Genomic DNA, 21,369 nt, shown 5'->3' with positions numbered 1-21,369 from the left:
GTTTTTATTTTTAATGTTGAATGTTGAATGTTGAATGTTGAATGTTACTAAAAAAGGGATTCGCCCCTTATCCATATTCAATAATACGGATGAGGAGTACGAATCCCTACAATCTTAATACCTGAAACTTATTTACTTAAAGTCTGTTTATTTTTTGCTACCAAAGCCTTGATCTTCTCTACAGAGAACTGAGTACGATAATCATCCTTTGGTGTGTTCATGCAGTAGTCTACCAATCGGTCGATGGTAGAAGTTGCCACATGCATGCGGGTATCAGAAGAAGCATAGTAGATGAATATCTTGCCATCCTCATCTGCAATCCAACCATTGGCAAAGACTACGTTCATTACATCACCGATATACTCAGGACCTTCCGGTACGAGGAGATATCCACCTGGTTCTGCAATCACCTTTGTAGGATCCTCAAGAGAAGTCATGTACATATAGAGCACATAGCGGAGACCGCTGGCACAGCCACGAACACCGTGAGCCAGATGCAACCAGCCCTTATCAGTCTTGATAGGATGAGGACCCTCACCGTTCTTCACCTCCTGGATGGTATGATAGTGACGGGCATTGATGATCTTCTCTTCCTTGATTTCGGCATGAGTGATATCATCAACAAGAGCCCAACCGATACCACCACCAGAACCTGTATCGATGAAACCATCCTGTGGACGGGTATAGAAAGCATACTTGCCATCAACGAACTCCGGATGGAGAACCACATTGCGCTGCTGGCTTTTGGTCTTCAAGTCAGGAAGGCGCTCCCAGTTTACCAGGTCCTTGGTACGGGCGATGGCTGCAGTAGCAGTAGCAGCACTGAGGTCGCCAGGCTGTGCATCATCATGACGCTCTGCACAGAACACGCCATAGATGTAGCCATCCTCATGAGCTGTGAGTCGCATATCATAGATGTTGGTAGCAGGAACAACATCCTCCGGCATGGTGATAGGCTCATCCCAGAAACGGAAGTTGTCAACACCATTAGGACTCTCTGCTACGGCAAAGAAACTCTTGCGGTCAGCACCCTCAACACGAACAACGAGGAGATACTTACCATTCCACTTGATGGCACCCGAATTGAGGGTAGCATTCATCATGATGCGCTGCATGAGATAAGGGTTGCTCTTCTCATCGAAGTCGTAACGCCACTCCAATGGTGTATGTTCTGCGGTGAGGATTGGGTTCTTATACTTTTCGTAGATACCATTTCCCCACTCTACGGGTTCATTCTTACGGCTCAACAGTTCCTCATGATGAGCGCGAAGTGCTTTCACTTTGTCTTGAAATGTAGTCATATTTTATTTTATATTAATGTTGAATGTTGAATGTTGAATGTTGAGTATAAAATGCACATTGGACTAAAGCCAATTCAACATTCAACATTCAACATTTATTTAACCTTTACAATGTCTTTGGCAAAGAGAACTTTCTTTTCCTTCTTGAATTTCTTGAAGTCCTCGACGATGGCTCCATCGCCTACTCCAGGGAGGTAAGCCTCTTCCTGAGGTTTGTCCCAGGCATTACGCCAGAAGAGTACATAACTCAACTGATACTTCTGAAGTACAGGCCAAAGGGTTTGGGTAAACCAATCCTTCTTGCTGGAGATACCCCTGCAACCCGTTTCGGTGAGGGCAGGAATCTTGCCAACCTTCTTGGCTGCCTCCATCAGCACATCGAGTGTAGCAGCAAGGTTCTGCTGATAGTTGGCATCGCTGTTGTCGAACTCGTAGACGTCAACACCCAGCATATCCACATACTTTTCTCCCGGGAATCGCTCCAGGAATTTTTCTACCGTCTTCTCGTCGCTGAGATTTGGTGACCAAGCCCAAACGATGTTATTGCACCCTGCTTTAGTAAGTATATTTAGGGTTTTTACGTATAATTGGTTATATTGTACAGGTGTGCAACTGCTAGCTCCCCACCAGAACCATCCGCCATTCATTTCATGCCATGGTCGGAAGATGACAGGAACCAGTTTACCATCGTTTGTCTTCAAAGAAAGGATGAAATCGGAAACCTTCTTGAGCCATCCGTCGAACTTCTGTTGCTGGGCGCCTCCATCCAGGACTGCAGCCACAGCATCACCTTTCGGATCCCAGGCATTCTCGCCAGTAACCGGATTCCAAGGATGCCAACTCAAAGTAACGATGCCTCCTCTCTCATTTTGGGCAATGATTTCTTTTCGCATACGATCGAAAGACACGCCATCAAGGTTTTCCTTGCTGTCCAACTCTATTTTTCCGAGATCAAAGCCCATCACGGCAGGATAATCACCTGTAGTGAGTAATACATCGCTCTTTCCTTCATCCCATTTCCAAGTAGTACCATACACCGGATCATCCTGATGACCGAGCATGATTCCCTTGTTCAGTAATTTCTGCAGTCTGACCTTCAGTTGCTCTGCCGGAGTATTGCAACATTGCTTTTTATCCTTGCAGCTGGAAGTATTGGCAGTCTGGACTGATGCGCCCGTAACGCCATCAACCTGTGCCATTGCTCCTTGCATCGCCATGAGGCAAGCTGCACCAATCAAAATTCTTTTTCCTATCATATATCTATTTCTTTAATTGCTGAATAATCCAAGCCTGCCATTCATCCCACTGCTCCTGATACCAGTAATGACCGGTCATCTGGTACAGACTCAAGGTCTTTGGCGCTTTTACCGAATTATAAAGTCCGTAAGACGATGTTGGCGGAACCACCTCATCATTATAACCGAAACTGTACCAGCCAGGAACGGTGATACAACGGGCGAAGTTGACGCCATCATAATAGCGTGCACCTTCGAGTCTTGCCTTTTCCAAATCTGTAAGTTTTTGCTCTTTCCATGCAGCCCCCTGCGCCTTGTCTTCCTTATAGAAGTAGTGAGGCCATCCGCCTGCAACTCCGTGAATCTCAGCTTCATAATCACACATAGCATCATGAACAGGAGCCAGGAAAGTGATTCGCTTGTCGAGAGCTGCCACAGCGATGGAAAGGAATCCACCCTGTGAAGAACCCGTTACACCGATAGTCTTCCCGTTCCACTCAGGAAGCGAAGCAATATAATCCACACCACGAACAGCACCGGTTACTACCCGTCTGTAAGCATTGCGATAAGGATTCTCGAGATTGGTATCCCAGTAACCATTCAGTTCGCCATTGGCAAGATCATCATAAATCTTCTGCTGCATGGTAACAGGAACACCATGAATACCGATTTCCAGTACGATGCATTCAGCAGGAGCCGTATAAGTATCGCCGGCATAAGGGCGCACACCCGCACCAGGTACACGGAGCAAAGCCGGATACTTACCTTCTTTTACCGGGACACTCAGGATGCCATACATCTTAGAGCCCCATCGGTTGTTGTTATAACTGATTTCATATACATTCTTATCCTTGGTACAACGCTCAGGCAGAAGCACCTTGGTAGGATAGAGGTCATTCTGTCTTGCCTCATCCAGTGCCTTCTTCCAGAAAGCATCGAAATCCTTAGGTTCCTGTGCGAAAGGCTGGATCTTCTCTGGAGAAAACCCTGCCGTGCAAAGTCCCTCGTAATCCTTGCCATCAACATGAGCGATAACCTTGAGGCGGTAGAAGCCCGGTCTGTTCAGACTGCCGCACCATTTCATGGTTCCGTCCTTGAGAGTGGTACTTTTCTTCACCTCCGGAAACATTGCCGGTCCGGCTTCGTAATCAACCTTCACCTGGTTGAGTAGCGTACCGCTCTTTCTCACATTCACCGTGAAATTAGCCTTCTCGCCTACCCGATAATTCCAGTCCTGATGGTCAGGAGTTACCGTTACCACGATGTTGTTTCCTCTGATTTGTGCGCTGAGGCTTGAAGTCCCCAGCACACTCATCAGAACACCTATAATTATTAACCTAAAAACATTTGCTATACGATGATTCATATTGTCGTTGGTAATCTTGTTAGTTAAACATTCTGTTTTACGGTTGCAAAGTTAACACAATTCTTTCTATAACCCTTGTACTATTTTGCTAAATGATTACACTTTCTTTTCAAAGCATAAAAAAAAGCATTATTATATCATTAAATTACCTAAAAATATACACTAAAAAAGGTGGCAATCCCTTTTTAATGGGATTTGCCACCTTAATTATATAATTCATGATTGATTCGTTCAAACTATTATTTGAAACTTGGAACCTGATCACGGGTAATCACATTCTTGTTATTGAAGAAATTCTTCATGAAAGTTGATGTATTGTATGAACTGTTGAAGTAATCAATGCCATCGGCATCCTTACCATACCAAGGCATAGTCCAGCTCCACATCGCTCCATCGGTGAACATATTCTCAATAGAAGGAATGGCATCACACTCACCCAGTGTAATCAGCTTCTTACCATTGGTAATCTTGCGAAGTTCCTCATACTCCTGAGCAAAAGATGAATGATAAGGAGTCTTCTGGCTATTGCAGTAGTAATCACGTGCGATGATATCTACATACTCATCTCCTGGATACCAGTCCATATCATTGGTGATAGTCTTGTCATTCTCATCCTGATAGTAACCTTCAGAAGTCCAGACCCAAATCAAGTTATTCACGCCCTTCTCCTTGAAGGTATCATACATCAGTTTCCAGAGTTTCTTGAACTGAACAGGACCATTAGATCCCCACCAGAACCAAGGTTTGCCGGAATCACCCCACTTACCATAGTTACCACGAGCCTCATGAAGAGGACGCCAGATAACAGGGATACCCTTTGCCTGAAGAGCCAGGAGATAATCGGCAATGACATTCAAGTCGCGCTTTACGCGATTATTCTCCCAAGTACCATTTCTTACAGCTCGTCTACAGGTGAAAGAGGTCTTCTCTGCATAGAACGAATAAGAAGAAACGTCGTTAATCTTATCCTCAGATGCAGGAACATTCCAGTGCCACATGCATTCTACGATACCATTGTTGTTATACCAGTCCTCTACTACGCTTGTGTTGGTATAGTCTATCCAACTAGAACTGCTCAATGGCTTACTGTTGTTGAAGTGAACGAAGTCGAAACAGTTGAGTGCAGGATACTTGCCTGTGAGTTCATACATCTTCTCTGCATTCTCCGTATTCCAGTTTACATTAGCCATCGCACCGGCAAGGGTCTTCTTTCCGAAATTCTCCACCAGGTAAGCATAGAGCTTCTTGGTTGCCTCTGTAGCATTGGCGTTACACAAGTCAGGAGTAATGTCAAACAGTTCTGCATCCCAGTTGTTGTAAGCACGGGTAGAGAGACTGAATGTATACTCAGAAGCGAAATTATACGAACTGTCACGCACCGAAGGCTTCATGATCTGAATCTTATAATTCGTGGCAGCCTTTGCATGCAAAGGAATAATTAGCTGATTACCCTCAGTATAAGAAAGGGTATCATCCACATAATAAAAGGTGGAGTCATCGGTATATACTTTAATCGTCGTGTTAGGAGCTGCGTATACAGGCTCATCGTATGTGACAACCACATTGACGAAGGTATCGAGTTCAGAAGCTCCATCTTCTGGCGAAACTGACACCACCGATGGTGCCGTCGCATCGTCGAAATGACGAGCAGGCAAGTAATCGGTGTCGTTGTCAGAACATGCAGCAAAGGTCATAGCCAACATCGCTGCACATAAAAATAATATCTTCTTCATAATCTAAAAGTCTTTAATATTTCTTTGGTTCAATACGGAACTGACCGAAGCAATGGTCCACATTCCAGGCATCAGCCGTATTAGGCTGCATCACGAATTCCAATGCAACAAACTGGTCTGCCTCTGTAGGCAGGCTGCCACCCTTCAAGACATCTGTAAGAGGAATAGATACAGTTACCCATTTACCATAGGTATTGTTGATACCCATAGATACTGGGTCAAACTGGCATCTTCCTTCGCCACCAGCCTGCAGGGTGAAGTTGTATCCACCATTCTTACTGCCGCTGGCACCATTGTCACCATAGTTGTTGAATGGATTAGAAGAATTGGTAGCCACCTCAAACTTCAGCACATAGTTCTCTGGGTGAGCCGAGGCATCAAACCATTTCCAGTTGCAACCGAAACCAGTACTGTTCCATGACCATGCATCATAGGTACCCTTGACACGGAGGAAACCGAAACCGAGCGACTCTGGGTCGCCACTCTTGGTACCATCTGTAACAAGTCCCTTGCCCCAATCGTTCCACCAACCGAGGTCGCCGGTGAAATCACCGAACATCAGCTGGTCTGTCATGCGATAAGGAATCGTTACTGTCTTGTCCCCACTAATCTCATGCCATGAGAAATGAATCAGTGAATTGTCTGGGCAATCCTCAGGAATCACGATGCTGGTGAATTTCTCTGAGCAGGAATCACAATGGATTTCCTTTCTGTAGCCGGCATCCACATTCTCGATATATACCTTTGCAGGACTTGTCTCTGTGGTATCATTGAATCCATAGAGATCCATATAATCGGAAGTGATCTGAACCTGGTTGCCCTGTAGAGCAAACTCGTTCTTCAATCCTTCAATCTCTACGCTAGGAATAGAAACCGGGAAATTAATTTCCGTTGTTCCCTTATCTGTCTCATAGAGGAGGATATCGTTCTGCACACCAGGAATGACACGTGGAATCTTGACCCACGCCTCATCGGTTGTTGCATAAACCTGACGGACATCTACATCAACGTCGTTGAAGCGAATCTTCTTGGCATTAGCCAGGTTCTGTCCCTTGATGTGAATCATCTGGTTGAGCACACCGCCATTGAGCGGTGCCACATAACCAGTATCCTGCACATCATAAATCTGGCTGATAGCAGGCGCTCCACTGTTGGAGGTTCTATCTGGCACAGAGTAATCTACCACATCACTGCATGATGCAAAAGCGATGATTGCCATCGCAGATAGACTGATATTTTTGATATTAATCTTCATAATTATCTTCTTTTAAAAGAATTACACATTAATTCCAACCTGGGTTGTTGGATGAGATGCTATCATTAACATTGATTTCATCTGCTGGGATTGGATAAAGCAGATTGCGCTCTGTACGAGCCTTGTTGATATTTGCCTCATCACGACCTCCGATGGCATTCATTGCCTGGAGATAGATACCCCAACGAATCAGGTCCCAACGGCGGTCGCCCTCGCAGGCAAACTCCTTGGCACGCTCTTCCAGGATGCTGCTTCGCATACCGGTCTGGGTAGATACGGCACTCATCAATGTGGCATTCGAGCGCTTGCGAACTACATTGAGATACTTCATCGCCTCTTCCAGGTTGCCCAACTCGGTTTCTGCCTCAGCATAAATCAGGAGTACATCGGCATAGCGCAGGAATGGCCAGTAACTGTCTGGATACTCCAAGGCATCATTCTCACAGTCATCATACTTGGTGGTGAATGCCAGACACTCACTGCCCTGGTTGTACTGGTATGCCATACCCGTATTCTTGTACTCTGCATCCGGTTCACGTACATAGTTGCCATAAACATCATTACCGGTAATCTTCTCACACCAAGACTGTGGATAATAGAAGCATCCGTTATACTCTTCCTGGTAATAATATCTCCAGGTGTGACGTACACCCTTCACAATACGCAAGTCCTGGTCATCGAAAAGCTGATACCATGCATTGGTACAGCCTACCCATCCACCAGAAGTGAGGAACTCGCTACCTGCACTCTCCTTATAACCCGAGTAGGTGGTGTGAACATTGGTACGATAGTTGTCAGAAGCTGAAGAAATGGCAGAACGTACGCCCCACATCATCTCTGAATCTGTGCGATGGTTACGAGACCACAGATTGTTGTATGCACTCAACTCGTATGGCCCAAACTCGCCGTCAATCACCTTCTTAGCCCATTTAGCAGCCTCGGTGTAAAGCTCATGCGGATCCATATCCTGATATCCGTCTACCTGAGTCTTTCTGAATGTCTCGGTGGCTGGAGTACGATAGAGCTTGTATTCCTTGCCATTCACTGTTACCGTGCGGAAAGGCTCTCCGGTACGTACATTCACCTCAGTGCCTACCGGCATGGCAGCAGAAGCCATGGTAGCATATACCTTAGCCAACAAACCTGCAGCAGAACCGGCATTGACATGACCCTCCTGATACTTGTTGTTATCACGATGGTACATCAAATCAGAAGCCTTGGTCAGCAAATCGATGATGTGACCGTAAATCTCCTTCACCGGACGGCGGCTGTGCATGAACTCACCACTGGCACTCACGTCGGTAGCCATATATGGAATAGGTCCGTAAGCTCTAACCAGCATGAAGTAAGCAAAAGCTTCCTGGAAGTAGCACTCGCCGATGGCATTGTTCTTGTAATCCTCGCTCACATTGCTCATGGCTGAGATATAGCGCACAGCGATATTGGCATCATTAATCAGATTGTAAGGCCCCTTCCACATCTTGTCCAATGCAGACTCAGCCTGGAAGTTACCAGCACCCAGAGTACCAAACAGCCAGTCTGGACCGGAAATATAGTCAGCATCAAGTTCCAACACCTTAGGGAACTCACCCCAAACGAACATATCGTAAAGCCAGTTGCTATAAACACCTGTCACCCAAGTATCAACAGCCTCTTTTGAGTCACCGACATTGTCAGGACCAACCATACTTTCAGGCTTCTCTGTCAGATAATCATTACAGGAAGTGGTAACCATAGCACCGCAACCCAGCAACATGGCCGACAGTATATATTTATTTAATCTTTTCATAATTCTATATTTAAAATATGTGTATCTTTAGAAAGTTGCATTGATACCAAATGTGAATGTACGGGCTGATGGATAAGAGTAGATATCCACACCACGACGAGAAGAGTCGCTACCGAATGCATTTACATCTGGGTCATACCAACTGTAGTCTGTGATAGTGAATACGTTGGTGGCAGTGAAGCTAAACTGCAAGCGCTCCAAGCCTACGCTCTTGAAAGGATGATTCCAGTTGTAGGTCAAGCTGATGTTCTTCAACTTGATATAGCTGCCATCCTCTACATAGCGGTTACTTACCAGGAAATTACGCTCGTAGCCAGAAGAAGCCTTAGGCCACTTGGCATTTTCGTAGTTGTCGGCTGTCCAACGGGTATTATAGGCATCCACAGTAATATTACCGATGTTACCCAACTTTATATCCTGCAAGTTACCATTGAAGATATCGTTACCATGAGAACCCTGAAGCATGAAGCTGAGAGACAGATCCTTCCATGTCAGGTTGTTGGTCAAGCCCCATGTATAGTCTGGGTTGGTATCACCGATGATGGTACGGTCTGCCTCGGTAATCTTGCCATCATGATTGAGGTCAAGGTAACGGATTTCACCAATCTTCGACTTCACGTTTGCTGCACTTGCAAAGGTATACTGCGGATCGGCACGTACGGCTGCTTCATTGTTATAGAATCCATCCTCTACATAGCCATAGATGGCACCGATAGGGCAACCATTGCGCTGTATAAACACGTTATCTGCACCATCCCACAAGGTGTTGGCATACTGGTCACCATTCAAGCCGCCAATCTCATTCTTGTTGAATGCCAGGTTCGCATTGATGTTCCAATGCCAGCCGTGGCTGTCAACAGGAGTGATGCCCAATGTCAACTCAAGACCCTTGTTGGTTACATTACCCGAGTTGGTCAACTTGTTAGAGAAACCTGTAGAAGAAGGAATCTTCACCTCCTGCAGCAAGTCGCGGGTCTTCTTGTAATAATAGTCGGCAGTGAAGGTCAGGCGGTTGTTAAACAATCCGAAGTCAACACCGAGGTTATACTGAGCAGTGGTCTCCCACTTGATATCTGAATCTACAGGACCGCGCCATGAAACCATAGCCGAACCACTCTGAATGCTGCCGTTGAATGGATAGTTGGCAACACCGAGCTGAGGCAAGGTACGATAAGAACCGATACCCTGGTTACCAGTCTCACCATAAGAGAGACGGAACTTCAGGTTAGAGAAGATGTTCAAATCCTTGATGAACTTCTCCTCAGATGCACGCCAAGCGAAGGCACCTGAAAGGAAGGTAGCCCACTTGTTCTTGTCAGTAAACTTAGAAGAACCATCAGAACGTACACTGGCAGTGAACAGATACTTATCCATCAAGGTGTAATTGATACGACCCAGGAAAGAAGCAAGGCGCTGATTACCCTTGTCGCTGGCGAGAGTAGCCTTGTCGAGTGCACGGCTCAAGTCATTATCCTTTGTCAAGTCATCAGGGAAGTTGGATGCCAGGATAGAGGTGTTGTCCCAAGACGCATTCTCTACCGTGAAACCAGCCACAGCGTTAAACTTATGAACCTTAGCCAATGTATAGTCGAATGTGAGGAGCGACTCAGCAGTCAGACTCTTCCAGATATTAGCAGCACGACTAGCCTTACCATTGGTAGGAGCCTTACCCTCCTGGGTATGACGGTCGTAATAGCTTCCACGATGAGAATCATTATAAGAGAGACCCAGGTTCTGGCGGAACTTCAGAAATGGGAACAGCTTGATTTCAACGAAGGAACTGCTGAAATAGTTGATGCTATGCAACTCATCCTTGGCGCCGTTTACATAAGCTGTAGGATTCGCAGCCAACCAGTTGAGATCATCCATCTGGGTTGTATCCGTGTTAGGACCGTAGGTTGGAGGGAACAGCAACGCAGAACGTACAACACCGGTATTGTAACTCAATGTGTTGGCAAAATTAGTAGTACTGTTGGTGAAGCTCTGGTTAGTACCGATTTTCAACCAACTGTAGATATGGCGTGCGATGTTGGCACGAAGTGCATAACGCTCGTAGCCTGAATTCTTGATGGTACCGTCCTGCTTGGCATAGTTGCCAGAGAATGAATAGTAACCCTTGTCATCACCACCGCTCACGCTGAGGTTGTAATCATGCTGGAAAGCAGTCTGAAAAATCTCATCCTGCCAATCAGCTACATCAATCTGGGTAGAGTTGCCATACTCATCATAGTACCAGCCTGGATGAGCATAATCCTCAGGCTTACCGGTATACTTACCTGTATTATAATTAATGTGACCATCATTATAATACTGATAGCCCCATGTACCAGGATATGCCAAGTTTGTTTTATTAGAACCCAGATAATACTGGTCGCTGATAACCTGCTCGTTCTGATAACGGGCATAAGTAACAGGATCCAGCATATCAATCTTCTTAGAGATATGAGAGAAGCCCCAGTTGCCAGAGAACTCCACCTTTGGCTTACCGGCCTTACCACGTTTGGTAGTGATGATAACGACACCGTTAGCACCACGAGAACCATAAATAGCTGTAGCTGAGGCATCTTTCAGGATTTCGATATTCTCGATATCATGAGGGTTGATCATGCTCAAAGGGTTACTGCCCTGCTCATTCTGAGTAGCACCATTGCTTGGAGTTGAACCGGTATCGAATGGGATACCATCTACAATATAAAGAGGTTGAGAAGAGGTGGAGAATGAATTGGCACCACGTACCACGATACTCATACCACCACCAGGAGCACCATCGCTCTGGTTAATCTGCACACCGGCCACCTTACCCTGCATACCATGAGCCAGATCGAGCGCACCACCCTTCATCAGGTCTTCACCCTTCAGGGAACTCAAGGCACCGCTCAAGTCGCTCTTCTTCATCGTACCATAACCTACGACTACGACTTCATCCATCACCTTGAAATCTTCCTGCATCGTAATGGTTATATGCGACTTACCAGCCACATTGATGACCTGGGTCTTCATACCCACACTAGACACCTTGATACGTGTCTTACCCTTAGGCAGAGTAATACTGAAATTACCATCCATGTCGGAAACACCTCCAGTACCAGTGCCTTCCACGATAATGCTTGCACCAATCAGAGGTTCATTGTTCATGCTACCATCCAGGATGGTACCCGTCAACTTATTCTGGGCGAAAAGCTGGCAGCTCATAACAAGCGCCAAGAAAGCAAAAACTATTCTTTTCATAAATTATTATTATTGTTGTTAATTGAAATCGTTGTCATTATCATATTGTTTATTCGTCGAAATCAAAATGTATTATCATTTAGCTGATTGTTTTTGTATTTCATTTCGGTTGCAAAGTTAATACTATTATTCAATACTATATGATATTATTTTGCCGATTACTAACATTTATTTGCTTTTGATAAAAAAAAGGTGATAAATCCACCCTAAATGAACTTATCACCCCTAATACTTATTTGTATTCTATTATTGCGTTTAAACGCAAAACATAACAATCACGTCTTTACCGCAGAGATTACTGAACGTACTTCTTACCATTCTTGATAACAACTCCCTTGTAAGACTTGCCAACCTGCTGACCTGCGAGATTGAACACCTTTGAAGACTTAGCTGCAGGAACAGCAACAGCTTGAGAGATACCTGTTGCTACATAATCCTTTACACAAACGTAAGCACTTGCCAAAACAAACTGAGCACCAGCAGGACCCTGAAGATAGACCTGCTTTACAGAGCTCTTGGCAGCAGCATCAAGAGGTAACTCTACAGATGTAGCACCTTCTGCGAATTCAGCCTCGCTAGCAGCAGCACCACCATTATACTCAACAACCAACTTACCATTAGTAGCAGTAGGAGCAGCGAAGCTGACAACTACTTTATCAAAGTTACTGTAATCAGCCGTTCCAAAATACCAACCCTTACCAGACCAGTCATCAACAATAGTTACTGTCTTTGAGGCAGCATCATAAGTAGAGTTACCCCAACCACTTCCCAAATCACCGAGATTCAAATCTGACTTCTGAGGTTTGTTACCTGCCAATACAGCCTTGTACTCCTCTTCAGTACCTACATACGCTCCAGTAACAACAAGTTTACCAGTATTCTTAGCCTGAAGATAATATTGTGCAAACTGATCACTATACTCCTCATTCAACTTAACGCCCAAAACTAAGGTACCTGCAATAGCCTCTACTGTAACATCATTATTATAACCTGTAGTATATTGAGTACACAACTTAAAATCACAGGTAGACTCACTGAATGTTACCCAAAGATAATCATAGTCAGAGAAGTCTGTACACTTCTTTGGTTCTGTCTCACCATCACCAGTAACAAAACCGACTCCAGCACCCTTCCATGCTTCGGTAAAGGTCAGCGTATTACCCTCTACAGTACATCCATCACCCCAAGAACCGAAGGCTGTTGAAATCTGCTCAGCAGCGTTAGCGCAAAGCGCCATTGCCAATCCACACACTAAAGTAAATAACTTTTTCATAAGCTTTATATATTTTATAGGTTTAAAAATTTAAAAATCTAATTGTTTATTCTATTACATGAACTAATTTACCATTCACGGTTGCAAAGTTACAAGAAAATGCCGAAAAGAAGTAATATTATCTTGCTCATTATCAATACTATTCTTTCTACATGCCATTTTTTTTAGAATTTGATGCAATTTATCTAAATATAATTCGTATTTTTGCAGCGCAGTTACATCAACGGCACCCTATTTTTGATTTTAACCATAACAAAACCCAATATGAAGAAAATAGCATTATCCTTACTGGTAGCTCTGAGCTGCATCTCAGCCAAAGCTGCCGACGGCAAGTCGCTGTTCGTATCATTCAACGATGGTAGCAAGATAGAGTTTGCACTGAGCACTCTACCGGAAGTAACCTTCGGAGATGATAAGATGACTGTAAAATCTACAGCTACTACTGCCAGTTACGAACTATGGAAGGTTTCCACCTTCACTTATGGTACAACAACAGGCATCAAGCAGGTAGAAAACAACAACAAGTTTGCCTTCGAAGGTGACCGCATCATCGTAGACGGTACCAATAACAAAGTGAGCGCCTTCGCACTGGACGGAAAGAACATCAAACTCTCCCCTATCACAGCTGATGGCAAAACTATCATTCCGCTGGATGAGTTGACTCATGGCGTATACCTTATTAAAATAAACAACAAATCCATAAAAGTAGCAAGACAATGAAAAAGATATTACTCTCACTCCTGGCAGTAATGATTTCATTCACTGCCTTGGCACAGACTGAACGTTTCAAAATTACCATCAACAATTCAGAAGGAAAGCAAGCAGAATGGAATCTGACCGGCAAAGGAAAAACGGTCAGCAGCATGAAGCATAATGTCAACAACCAACTGGAAATCTATCTGAATGGGCAAGATACCGGAGCAAAAGAAACTTATGACATCAACAAGATCAACAATATCACCTTCTCTATCTATCACGAAAGCGAAGTGGACGATGTAAATCTCGCAGACCCTTCTGCTAGAGAAAAGACCAAACGTCTCTACAAATATCTGCAGCTGAACTATGGCAGCAAGACCCTCTCTTCGGTCATCGCCAACGTTAACTGGAACACCCAGGAAGCAGACAAAATCTATAAGGCAACAGGCAAATATCCTGCCATGAACTGCTATGACTTCATCCATATCTATGTTCCTAAGCAGGGTTCCAACGGCTGGATCAACTACAACGACATCACTCCTGTCACCAACTGGGCAGACCAGGGCGGACTGGTATCGCTGATGTGGCACTTCAACGTGCCTAAGACAGAAAGCACCACTCTGGGAACAGATGGAAGCGGTGTGACCTGCACCCCATCCGAAACATCCTTCAAGGCAGCCAACGTATTTACTGCTGGCTCTTGGGAGAACAAATGGTTCTATCAGGAGATGGACAAGGTGGTGGAAGTTCTGCAGAAGTTGCAGGATGCAGGCGTTGTTGCCGTTTGGCGTCCTTTCCATGAGGCTGCCGGTAATGCCTGTCTGAAATCAGGTGCCAGCTGGGGTAAGTCCTGGTTCTGGTGGGGATATAATGGTGCTGAAACTTACAAGAAGCTTTGGCAGACCATGTTTGATTACTTCCAGAACAAGGGAATCCACAACTTGATTTGGGCTTGGACCACACAGAATTACAATGGCGATGCCAATACCTATAACAATGATGCCGACTGGTATCCTGGCGACAAGTATGTAGATATCATCGGTCGCGACCTCTACGGTTATGATGCTGCCAAGCAGGCTCAGGAGTTCAAGGAGATTCAGGCACGCTATCCTGGTAAACTCATCGCTCTGGCTGAGTGCGGAACTGATGCCAACAACAAGACAGCTACCGCAGGTATTGACGAAGCATGGAACGCCGGTGCAAAATGGAGCTTCTTCATGCCTTGGTATGGAAGCAACATGCCATCCAACGACTGGTGGAAGGCAGCATTGAGCAGCAAGAACGTGATTACCCGTGACCAGGTGAACCTGAATGCCAACTACGTAGAGGAAAGCGCAGTAGATGCTGTGAAGAACATGGGCATCGGTACCAATTTCGGCAACTGCACAGATGTAGTAGCCATGTGGATGAACATGAACAGCAATTCTGTTACTGATTTCGAGAAAGCTTGGGGACAGGAGCCAACGACCAAACCGATGGTAGATTTCCTGAAGAAGAACGGTTTTAATTCCGTCCGCATCCCCGTTACCTGGTTCCAGCACATGAAGGCAGACGGAACCGTGGATGAAGCCTGGATGAACAGAATACAGGAAATCGTTGATTACGTCATTGATAACGGAATGTACTGCATCCTGAATGTTCACCATGATACAGGTGCAGACGATGAGAAAGTAAAGCACTGGATCAAAGCTGATGAAGCCAACTATAAGGAGAACAAGGAGAAGTTTGAATATCTCTGGACTCAGATTGCCACCCGTTTCAAGAACTACGACCAGCACCTGCTCTTCGAAGGCTACAACGAGATGCTAGATGCTGACAACACCTGGAATGCGCCAAAGAATGCTAGCAGCTATAAGGGTTTGAACGGATATGCCCAGAGCTTTGTGAATGCAGTACGTGCTACCGGTGGCAACAACGAGACCCGCAACCTCATCATCAATACCTATGCTGCAGCTAATGGTGACGACGTATTGAACAACCTCGCCATCCCTACCGACAAGGTGGATGGTCATATCGCAGTAGAAGTTCACACCTATGCTCCATGGGACTGGTTTGCCCAGAAAGGCAAGTGGGATGCTTCCTGCAGCAATGAAATCAAGAATATGTTCACCCGCCTGAACAAGAAGTTCATCAGCAAGGGCATTCCTTGCATCATCGGTGAATATGGTACTCACGGAAGCAAGAGTGTCAGCAAAACCAGTTCTGCCAGCGAGATTCAGGCTGCTGCCGACCAGGCTGCCGACATCGTGAAGCAGGCAAAGGCATACGGCGTAGCGACCTTCTACTGGATGAGCATCTTCAGCGAAAAAGACAGAACGGTTCCTCAGTGGACACTCCCTACAGTAGTGGAAGCCATGAAAAAGGCTTATAATGAATAACATCGCGACGTATCTGTTGCTGCGTCGGGACGCGTCTGTTATTACGTCGGGACGCAGCAAATGCTACGTCGGGACGTAATTTCGGGAGCATCGGTAAGCGGAATCGCTTACCAATAGGAGTGACAACAGGTGGCAATAGGTGACAATAAAAATATCGCTTATTGCCACCCATTATTCACTCATAATCAGAGTGTTACAATATGAGTGGCAGATATGGCAACAAAATCGACAAAAAAAAATACAATAAACAAAAAAAAGAAGGGTGCACCATGAACTGATGGCACACCCTCCTAAAACAACTAACAATTTCACTAAACTTATAACTTACCAATCTTCTTCATTCTGTCTACCTGCGTCTTTACTACATCCAATGTTGATTTATCAGTAGAAAAAACGGAGTTCAGACCTTGCGCTTCCTGAGCAGGATCACCGGTGTAGTCATCACCTACCTGCCACTGCTCATGCTTAGGATTGGCAAAGCCGCCCCATCCCCAGAAGTTACAACCGGCAAAGTAACCGCCTGATGCAGCATTGTCGCCAACAAGACTGAACACATACTTATAATATCCATCACGTGCTTCTGTTGTAGAAGAAGTTGAGAAAGAGAAACCATCACGAGGATAGCCGAACTCCTCCATCACCAATGGCTTCCTGATACGTCCGCATACCTCAAGATGTTCATCAATATACTCCTTGGTGTTCTGGCAGGAGATTCCCAAATCTTCCTGCAAATGGTCTTTTCTCGCCCAACTCCAGTTGTATGGCCAAAGATGAATGTTGCAATAATCTACATTCTTGTCGGCACAGATCCGTTCCCAACAGTTCAGTTCACCTTCACATCCCCATTTACCTTCGCTACCGATAGAAATCAGATGATTCTTATCGAGCGAACGGATCAGCTTGCTCGCTTCACCCAGCCACTTTTCGAAAGCAGGCAACTGCTCTTTGCTGAAAGCACGAGGCTCGTTACCTATCTGCCATGACATGATAGCCGGGTCGTCCTTATACTTCTTCTTTGTATATCTGTTGGTTCTCGTAAGTATGAATTTCACATAATCATAGAATAGCTGATGCGCCTTTTCGCAGGATGCATATTTGGCGACGAAGTTCATGAAGGCAGGATATCCATCTTCGTTAGGACGGGGAGCCTGACCCAAACCAGCCTGCTCCAGGTAATAGCCATAACCGCCACTCCATTCCCAGGAATTGTTCAGATAGAGCACGGCCAGCATCTTGCGTTTGCCCATCTCCATCAGCAGATAGTCGAGACCGGCAAGAATCGTATCATTATAAACGCCCGGAGCTTCCTGCAGCGTCGGCTCAACCTTGGTCTTCACTCCTCGCTTTCCATCAGAGCCCACCAGGATGCGGAGGTTGTCAATGCCCATCTCCTTCATTTTATCGAGTTCCTTGCAGAGACGCTCACGGTTGCCGCCCTGTCCTTCTGAACCGAGGATGGCACCATACCAGAAATTGGTACCTACATAATAATAAGGTTTACCGTCGCGAACGAAATGTCCGTCCTTTACCTGCACAAAGTTTGACTTCGCAGAGATATTGCATGTAGCCAATGCCATCATCAATAAAACAAATATCTTCTTCATTTATTATTTAAGTTTACAGTTTAAAGATTCATTTTCGGTTGCAAAGATACTAAATAAGGGCAAAAAAGCATGATACTTTTTTGCCCTTTCTACATATAAATCTAAACTATGCTTATTTATTATTGCTTTTTCTCTATTTTTCTAAGGTTTCGGATAGATTTTCAGGTAATCTTCCATCCCTTTGGCTGCTCCCTGCATCACACCTTTAAATATATAGGAGTCGGAAACCACCTGCTTCTTTCTGTCGAAGATGGTCATGTGAGGAAGAGGCTGCACATTGATATCCCAGACGTATGGGATAAGTCCTGCCTTCATCATTTCGGCAGTCACAGCACCATACCATGCCATCATACTCTCATTATGCTTCTCCTGATTACCACCGAAGAGAGAGGCATCCTTACGGTTGGCACCATATTCACCGATGACTACCGGATAGCCCTGATCTACAAACTTCTGTTTCATCTTCATCACCTGATTGGTGATATGCTGGTAGGCATCCACGTTCTTGTTATTATACCAGATGGTGTTTACGGTTCGTCCCTGGTCATCGGCAGGCGCATGTCCTTTCCAATAAAGAGCCACCTTGCCCCAATCGGCATCTTTGTCCATCAGGGTAAATATATAAGGATCGTAGAAATGAACCTCTGACATCAGACGGTTCTTCACCTTATCCTTCAGACGGGTGATGTCGTAAGAATCCTTTGCAGCCAAATCAATCTCGGTCTTTGGAGTCTGTACGATGAGCACACGGCTGGCATTATTACCACCGGTAGCACGGACGGCATCGATAAACACCTGTTCGTATGCCAGGAGACGGTCGGCAAACTCCTTACTATCAGGAGCCAGCATGTCGCCTTGAACCTGCGGACTGGCGCCTCCCACTCCCGGTTCGTTGAGGGCAGCAAAGAGAACCCGCTGGTCATACGTCTTGAAATCCTTTGCTATATTCGTCCACAGCTTGCGGAACATCTCCTTATGCTCTGCCACATTCGCCCCACTGGTAAAAGCATCATGCTCCATCCATCCGCCATCCCAGTGTTCGTTGATGATGACACAGAGACCGGCATTGAGACCATAGTTTACGATTTCCTTGATTCGTTTCATCCAGACAGGATCTATGGTCATATTCTCCTTATCCGTAAGATGTCCAGCCACCCAGGATATAGGGATGCGAAGACTGTTGAATCCCTGCTGTTTCAAGCTCCGGATATAGCTCTCAGTAGTCTTATCATTCTGCCATGAAGTTTCCGACTTCAGTCCAGCCTGATTGGTAAAGACATCATTCCAGTCGCACGCCTCCATCGTATTACCCAGGTTGACTCCTGGAGCCATATAATGAGCCAGTTCGGTAGCCGTGAGTTTCATTTTCGAGATACGGCCATCCACTGGTTTAACCTGTGCGCCAGCCCAAGCGAAATGAGCGGCAGCCAATATAATCATAACTATCTTCTTCATATATCAATCTAACGTATTATCGGGTTTTGAAGTTATCATGTTGCAAAGATATCGAAAAAACTGTAGCGTGAATGTATACTTTTGATAAAAGGATAGGTATATTATGTTAGGATGTACGATATTTGCACAAAAAAAGGACGCACATCAGAGAAAAATTCCCCTGATATGCGCCCACACCTACTTTATATCAAACCTAAAGACTTAATATCTCGTTTTTTATTTAGCAGGCCACTTTGCTGCAGCAACAGCAGCCTGGATACTCTCAAGCATATTAGTATTGCTAACACTTGCACCAGCACGGTTGAAGATAGTCATGCTAGGATAATTACTATTTGTATCCCAAGCCATTGGAACACAACCATTATTGATAGCACTAGTTACAACAGCCTTGTAATAGTCCTTAACTGATGCATCATGAACAGCATCCTTACCGATGGCCAGACGCTGGTTGGCACCAAACTCACCAATCACTACAGGATAACCCTTGTCGAAGAAGTTGGTCTTCATCTTCTTCATCTGAGCCTCAACATAATCCTCGTTGTATTTAGCATCAGCTGTACGACCAGCCTCAGAACCATTGGTGTTATTCTTGCCCCAATAGAGGCAATACTTGCCCCAATCCTTGTCTTCACTCAGATCGGTAAAATTATATGGATCATAGAAGTGAACCTCTACCATCAATCGGTCGGTAGCAGAATCCTTAATCTTAGACATGTAGTTGTTGGCTACGAATTTATCGATATCGGTATTAGGCCCCTGAACTATCAGAACTCGCTTGGCATTGTTGCCACCTGTGGCACGAACCGCCTCAATGAAAGTCTGCTCATATTCAGCAATTCTATTGGCCAAATCCGCAGTGCCCAGCAATGCATTGGCATCACCGCCACCCACACCAGGCTCATTCATACCGGCAAAGATAAGACGCTCGTCATAATTCTTGAAACTATTGGCTATCTGAGTCCAAATCTTGGTGAGTTTTGCCTTGGTAGCATCCACATCAGTAGCAGCAGTGAAGCCATCATGCTCAATCCATCCACCATCCCAATGCTGGTTGATGATGACATAGAGATTGTTCTTGATGCAGTAATCTACCACCTCGTGAACACGGGTCAGCCAATCGGCATCGATGGTGCAAGCCTCAGCATCTGTGATGTGCCCCATCACCCAAGAACAAGGAATACGGACGCTCTTGAAACCGGAAGCCTTCACCAGGTCGATGAGCTGCTGAGTAGTCTTTGCCGACTGCCAAAAAGTTTCAGAACCGATACCGGCATTCTTCCAGTTATTGGCAGCATTTCCTGCCTCCATCGTATTACCCAGATTCCAACCCGGATACATCAAGGCAGCAATATCCATAGCTGTCTTGCTCATATCACCAGTAGTAGTACCCTGCTCCTGGTTAATGGTAACAGCTTCGGTGATGGAAGTACTGTCGTTTACCACCATGGTATAGCTGATGGTTGCCGAACGGGCATTGCTGATGTTGGCAGCCACCGAATAGTTGCGGGTGTATTCCACCATGTTGGCACGAGAAGTAATCTCACTCACCCAGTCATTGCTGATTACCTGAGAATAACTTGCATTTGCCTTCAGGGTTACTGTAACCTGACCACCGGCAGCCCCCACATTCATGGTTTTACCTGATGATATGAGCAGTCCCTCGGTAGAGTTCTGGCTCACGGTGATAGTCTTGGTATCAGAACCAGCCGCTACGGTGATAGTTGCCGAACGATCATCATTGGCTGTATTTTCCTCTGCCTTGATGAGGAAATGATGGGTAATACTAGAAGAGCCAGCCACTGGAGTTACAGCCAACCAAGCCGCTTCGGTAGAAACCGTTGGTACCTGAGCCGCCTTGACATATAAATCAGTCTCACCACCATTCTTCGTAAATGCCATATCAGAACGGGAAACCACGAAGTCCTTAGAGAGTCCTTCACCGCCTCCGATGGTATCCTCATCAGAACAAGCTGAGAAACTGACCATGGCAAAAGCCATGATCAGAAACGATAAAATTGTTATTTTCTTCATATTCATAGAATATCAAAATAATACG

At 45.4% G+C, this 21,369-nt stretch carries 13 protein-coding genes; 2 read left to right on the top strand and 11 right to left on the bottom strand.

Annotation, left to right across the window (positions count from 1 at the left end):
* Window positions 1–128: 128 nt before the first annotated feature.
* From KUA46_RS01795 to KUA46_RS01760, 8 genes are all read right to left on the bottom strand, one after another.
* The gene (locus KUA46_RS01795) at window positions 129–1,301 is read right to left on the bottom strand and encodes a glycoside hydrolase family 130 protein (RefSeq protein ID WP_218486776.1); all 1,173 of its coding nucleotides are present in this window, start codon (window positions 1,299–1,301) and stop codon (window positions 129–131) included.
* Between the two features lie 95 nt (window positions 1,302–1,396).
* A complete protein-coding gene (locus KUA46_RS01790; RefSeq protein ID WP_256625003.1) occupies window positions 1,397–2,557 on the bottom strand; it encodes a glycoside hydrolase family 26 protein in 1,161 nt (386 codons plus the stop codon).
* 4 nt (window positions 2,558–2,561) lie between these two features.
* Window positions 2,562–3,851 carry an acetylxylan esterase gene (locus KUA46_RS01785; protein ID WP_218486819.1) on the bottom strand — a complete coding sequence of 430 codons (1,290 nt, stop codon included), beginning with the start codon at window positions 3,849–3,851 and terminating at the stop codon, window positions 2,562–2,564.
* Window positions 3,852–4,141: 290 nt separating this feature from the next.
* Complete coding sequence (locus tag KUA46_RS01780; protein ID WP_153104238.1) at window positions 4,142–5,635, bottom strand: glycosyl hydrolase; 1,494 nt, start codon at window positions 5,633–5,635, stop codon at window positions 4,142–4,144.
* A 13-nt stretch (window positions 5,636–5,648) separates the two neighbouring features.
* Entirely contained in the window at window positions 5,649–6,890 is a 1,242-nt protein-coding gene (locus tag KUA46_RS01775; RefSeq protein WP_153104237.1) for a glycan-binding surface protein, read from the bottom strand.
* 28 nt (window positions 6,891–6,918) lie between these two features.
* Complete coding sequence (locus KUA46_RS01770; protein ID WP_228115263.1) at window positions 6,919–8,679, bottom strand: RagB/SusD family nutrient uptake outer membrane protein; 1,761 nt, start codon at window positions 8,677–8,679, stop codon at window positions 6,919–6,921.
* A 27-nt stretch (window positions 8,680–8,706) separates the two neighbouring features.
* Complete coding sequence (locus KUA46_RS01765) at window positions 8,707–11,907, bottom strand: SusC/RagA family TonB-linked outer membrane protein (RefSeq protein WP_218486777.1); 3,201 nt, start codon at window positions 11,905–11,907, stop codon at window positions 8,707–8,709.
* Window positions 11,908–12,202: 295 nt separating this feature from the next.
* On the bottom strand, window positions 12,203–13,180 hold the full coding sequence (locus tag KUA46_RS01760) for a hypothetical protein (protein WP_153104235.1): 978 nt from the start codon (window positions 13,178–13,180) through the stop codon (window positions 12,203–12,205).
* 264 nt (window positions 13,181–13,444) lie between these two features.
* On the opposite strand from KUA46_RS01760, the gene KUA46_RS01755 reads away from it, so the two are divergent.
* Together KUA46_RS01755 and KUA46_RS01750 are read left to right on the top strand one after the other, a co-directional pair.
* Window positions 13,445–13,900: a T9SS C-terminal target domain-containing protein gene (locus KUA46_RS01755; protein ID WP_153104234.1), complete on the top strand. Its 456-nt coding sequence runs from the start codon at window positions 13,445–13,447 to the stop codon at window positions 13,898–13,900.
* Window positions 13,897–16,254 (top strand): cellulase family glycosylhydrolase, encoded by a 2,358-nt coding sequence (locus tag KUA46_RS01750; RefSeq protein ID WP_218486778.1) that lies wholly within the window; start codon window positions 13,897–13,899, stop codon window positions 16,252–16,254. The genes KUA46_RS01755 and KUA46_RS01750 overlap by 4 nt, the downstream gene beginning before the upstream one ends.
* Before the next feature lie 317 nt (window positions 16,255–16,571).
* Here the strand turns inward: KUA46_RS01750 and KUA46_RS01745 are convergent, their stop codons facing one another.
* From KUA46_RS01745 to KUA46_RS01735, 3 genes are all read right to left on the bottom strand, one after another.
* A complete protein-coding gene (locus KUA46_RS01745) occupies window positions 16,572–17,858 on the bottom strand; it encodes a glycoside hydrolase 5 family protein (protein WP_119230319.1) in 1,287 nt (428 codons plus the stop codon).
* 141 nt (window positions 17,859–17,999) lie between these two features.
* On the bottom strand, window positions 18,000–19,313 hold the full coding sequence (locus KUA46_RS01740; protein WP_218486779.1) for a glycoside hydrolase family 5 protein: 1,314 nt from the start codon (window positions 19,311–19,313) through the stop codon (window positions 18,000–18,002).
* A gap of 216 nt (window positions 19,314–19,529) precedes the next feature.
* The gene (locus tag KUA46_RS01735) at window positions 19,530–21,344 is read right to left on the bottom strand and encodes a cellulase family glycosylhydrolase (protein WP_218486780.1); all 1,815 of its coding nucleotides are present in this window, start codon (window positions 21,342–21,344) and stop codon (window positions 19,530–19,532) included.
* Between the last annotated feature and the right edge of the window lie 25 nt (window positions 21,345–21,369).

Origin of the sequence: Segatella copri, assembly GCF_019249765.2 — a bacterium.
GTDB classification, from domain to species: domain Bacteria; phylum Bacteroidota; class Bacteroidia; order Bacteroidales; family Bacteroidaceae; genus Prevotella; species Prevotella copri_K.
The sequence above is the reverse complement of the archived record's forward strand: the minus strand, read 5'-3'. Positions and strand labels throughout refer to the sequence as shown.

Bases quoted from the DNA above. Each gene is read 5' to 3' on its own strand.
- KUA46_RS01780 (WP_153104238.1), bottom strand. From the start codon at position 5,635: ATGAAGAAGATATTATTTTTATGTGCAGCGATGTTGGCTATGACCTTT.
- KUA46_RS01775 (WP_153104237.1), bottom strand. From the start codon at position 6,890: ATGAAGATTAATATCAAAAATATCAGTCTATCTGCGATGGCAATCATC.
- KUA46_RS01760 (WP_153104235.1), bottom strand. From the start codon at position 13,180: ATGAAAAAGTTATTTACTTTAGTGTGTGGATTGGCAATGGCGCTTTGC.
- KUA46_RS01755 (WP_153104234.1), top strand. From the start codon at position 13,445: ATGAAGAAAATAGCATTATCCTTACTGGTAGCTCTGAGCTGCATCTCA.
- KUA46_RS01795 (WP_218486776.1), bottom strand. From the start codon at position 1,301: ATGACTACATTTCAAGACAAAGTGAAAGCACTTCGCGCTCATCATGAG.
- KUA46_RS01745 (WP_119230319.1), bottom strand. From the start codon at position 17,858: ATGAAGAAGATATTTGTTTTATTGATGATGGCATTGGCTACATGCAAT.
- KUA46_RS01785 (WP_218486819.1), bottom strand. From the start codon at position 3,851: ATGAGTGTGCTGGGGACTTCAAGCCTCAGCGCACAAATCAGAGGAAAC.
- KUA46_RS01790 (WP_256625003.1), bottom strand. From the start codon at position 2,557: ATGATAGGAAAAAGAATTTTGATTGGTGCAGCTTGCCTCATGGCGATG.
- KUA46_RS01750 (WP_218486778.1), top strand. From the start codon at position 13,897: ATGAAAAAGATATTACTCTCACTCCTGGCAGTAATGATTTCATTCACT.
- KUA46_RS01770 (WP_228115263.1), bottom strand. From the start codon at position 8,679: ATGAAAAGATTAAATAAATATATACTGTCGGCCATGTTGCTGGGTTGC.
- KUA46_RS01740 (WP_218486779.1), bottom strand. From the start codon at position 19,313: ATGAAGAAGATAGTTATGATTATATTGGCTGCCGCTCATTTCGCTTGG.
- KUA46_RS01765 (WP_218486777.1), bottom strand. From the start codon at position 11,907: ATGAAAAGAATAGTTTTTGCTTTCTTGGCGCTTGTTATGAGCTGCCAG.
- KUA46_RS01735 (WP_218486780.1), bottom strand. From the start codon at position 21,344: ATGAAGAAAATAACAATTTTATCGTTTCTGATCATGGCTTTTGCCATG.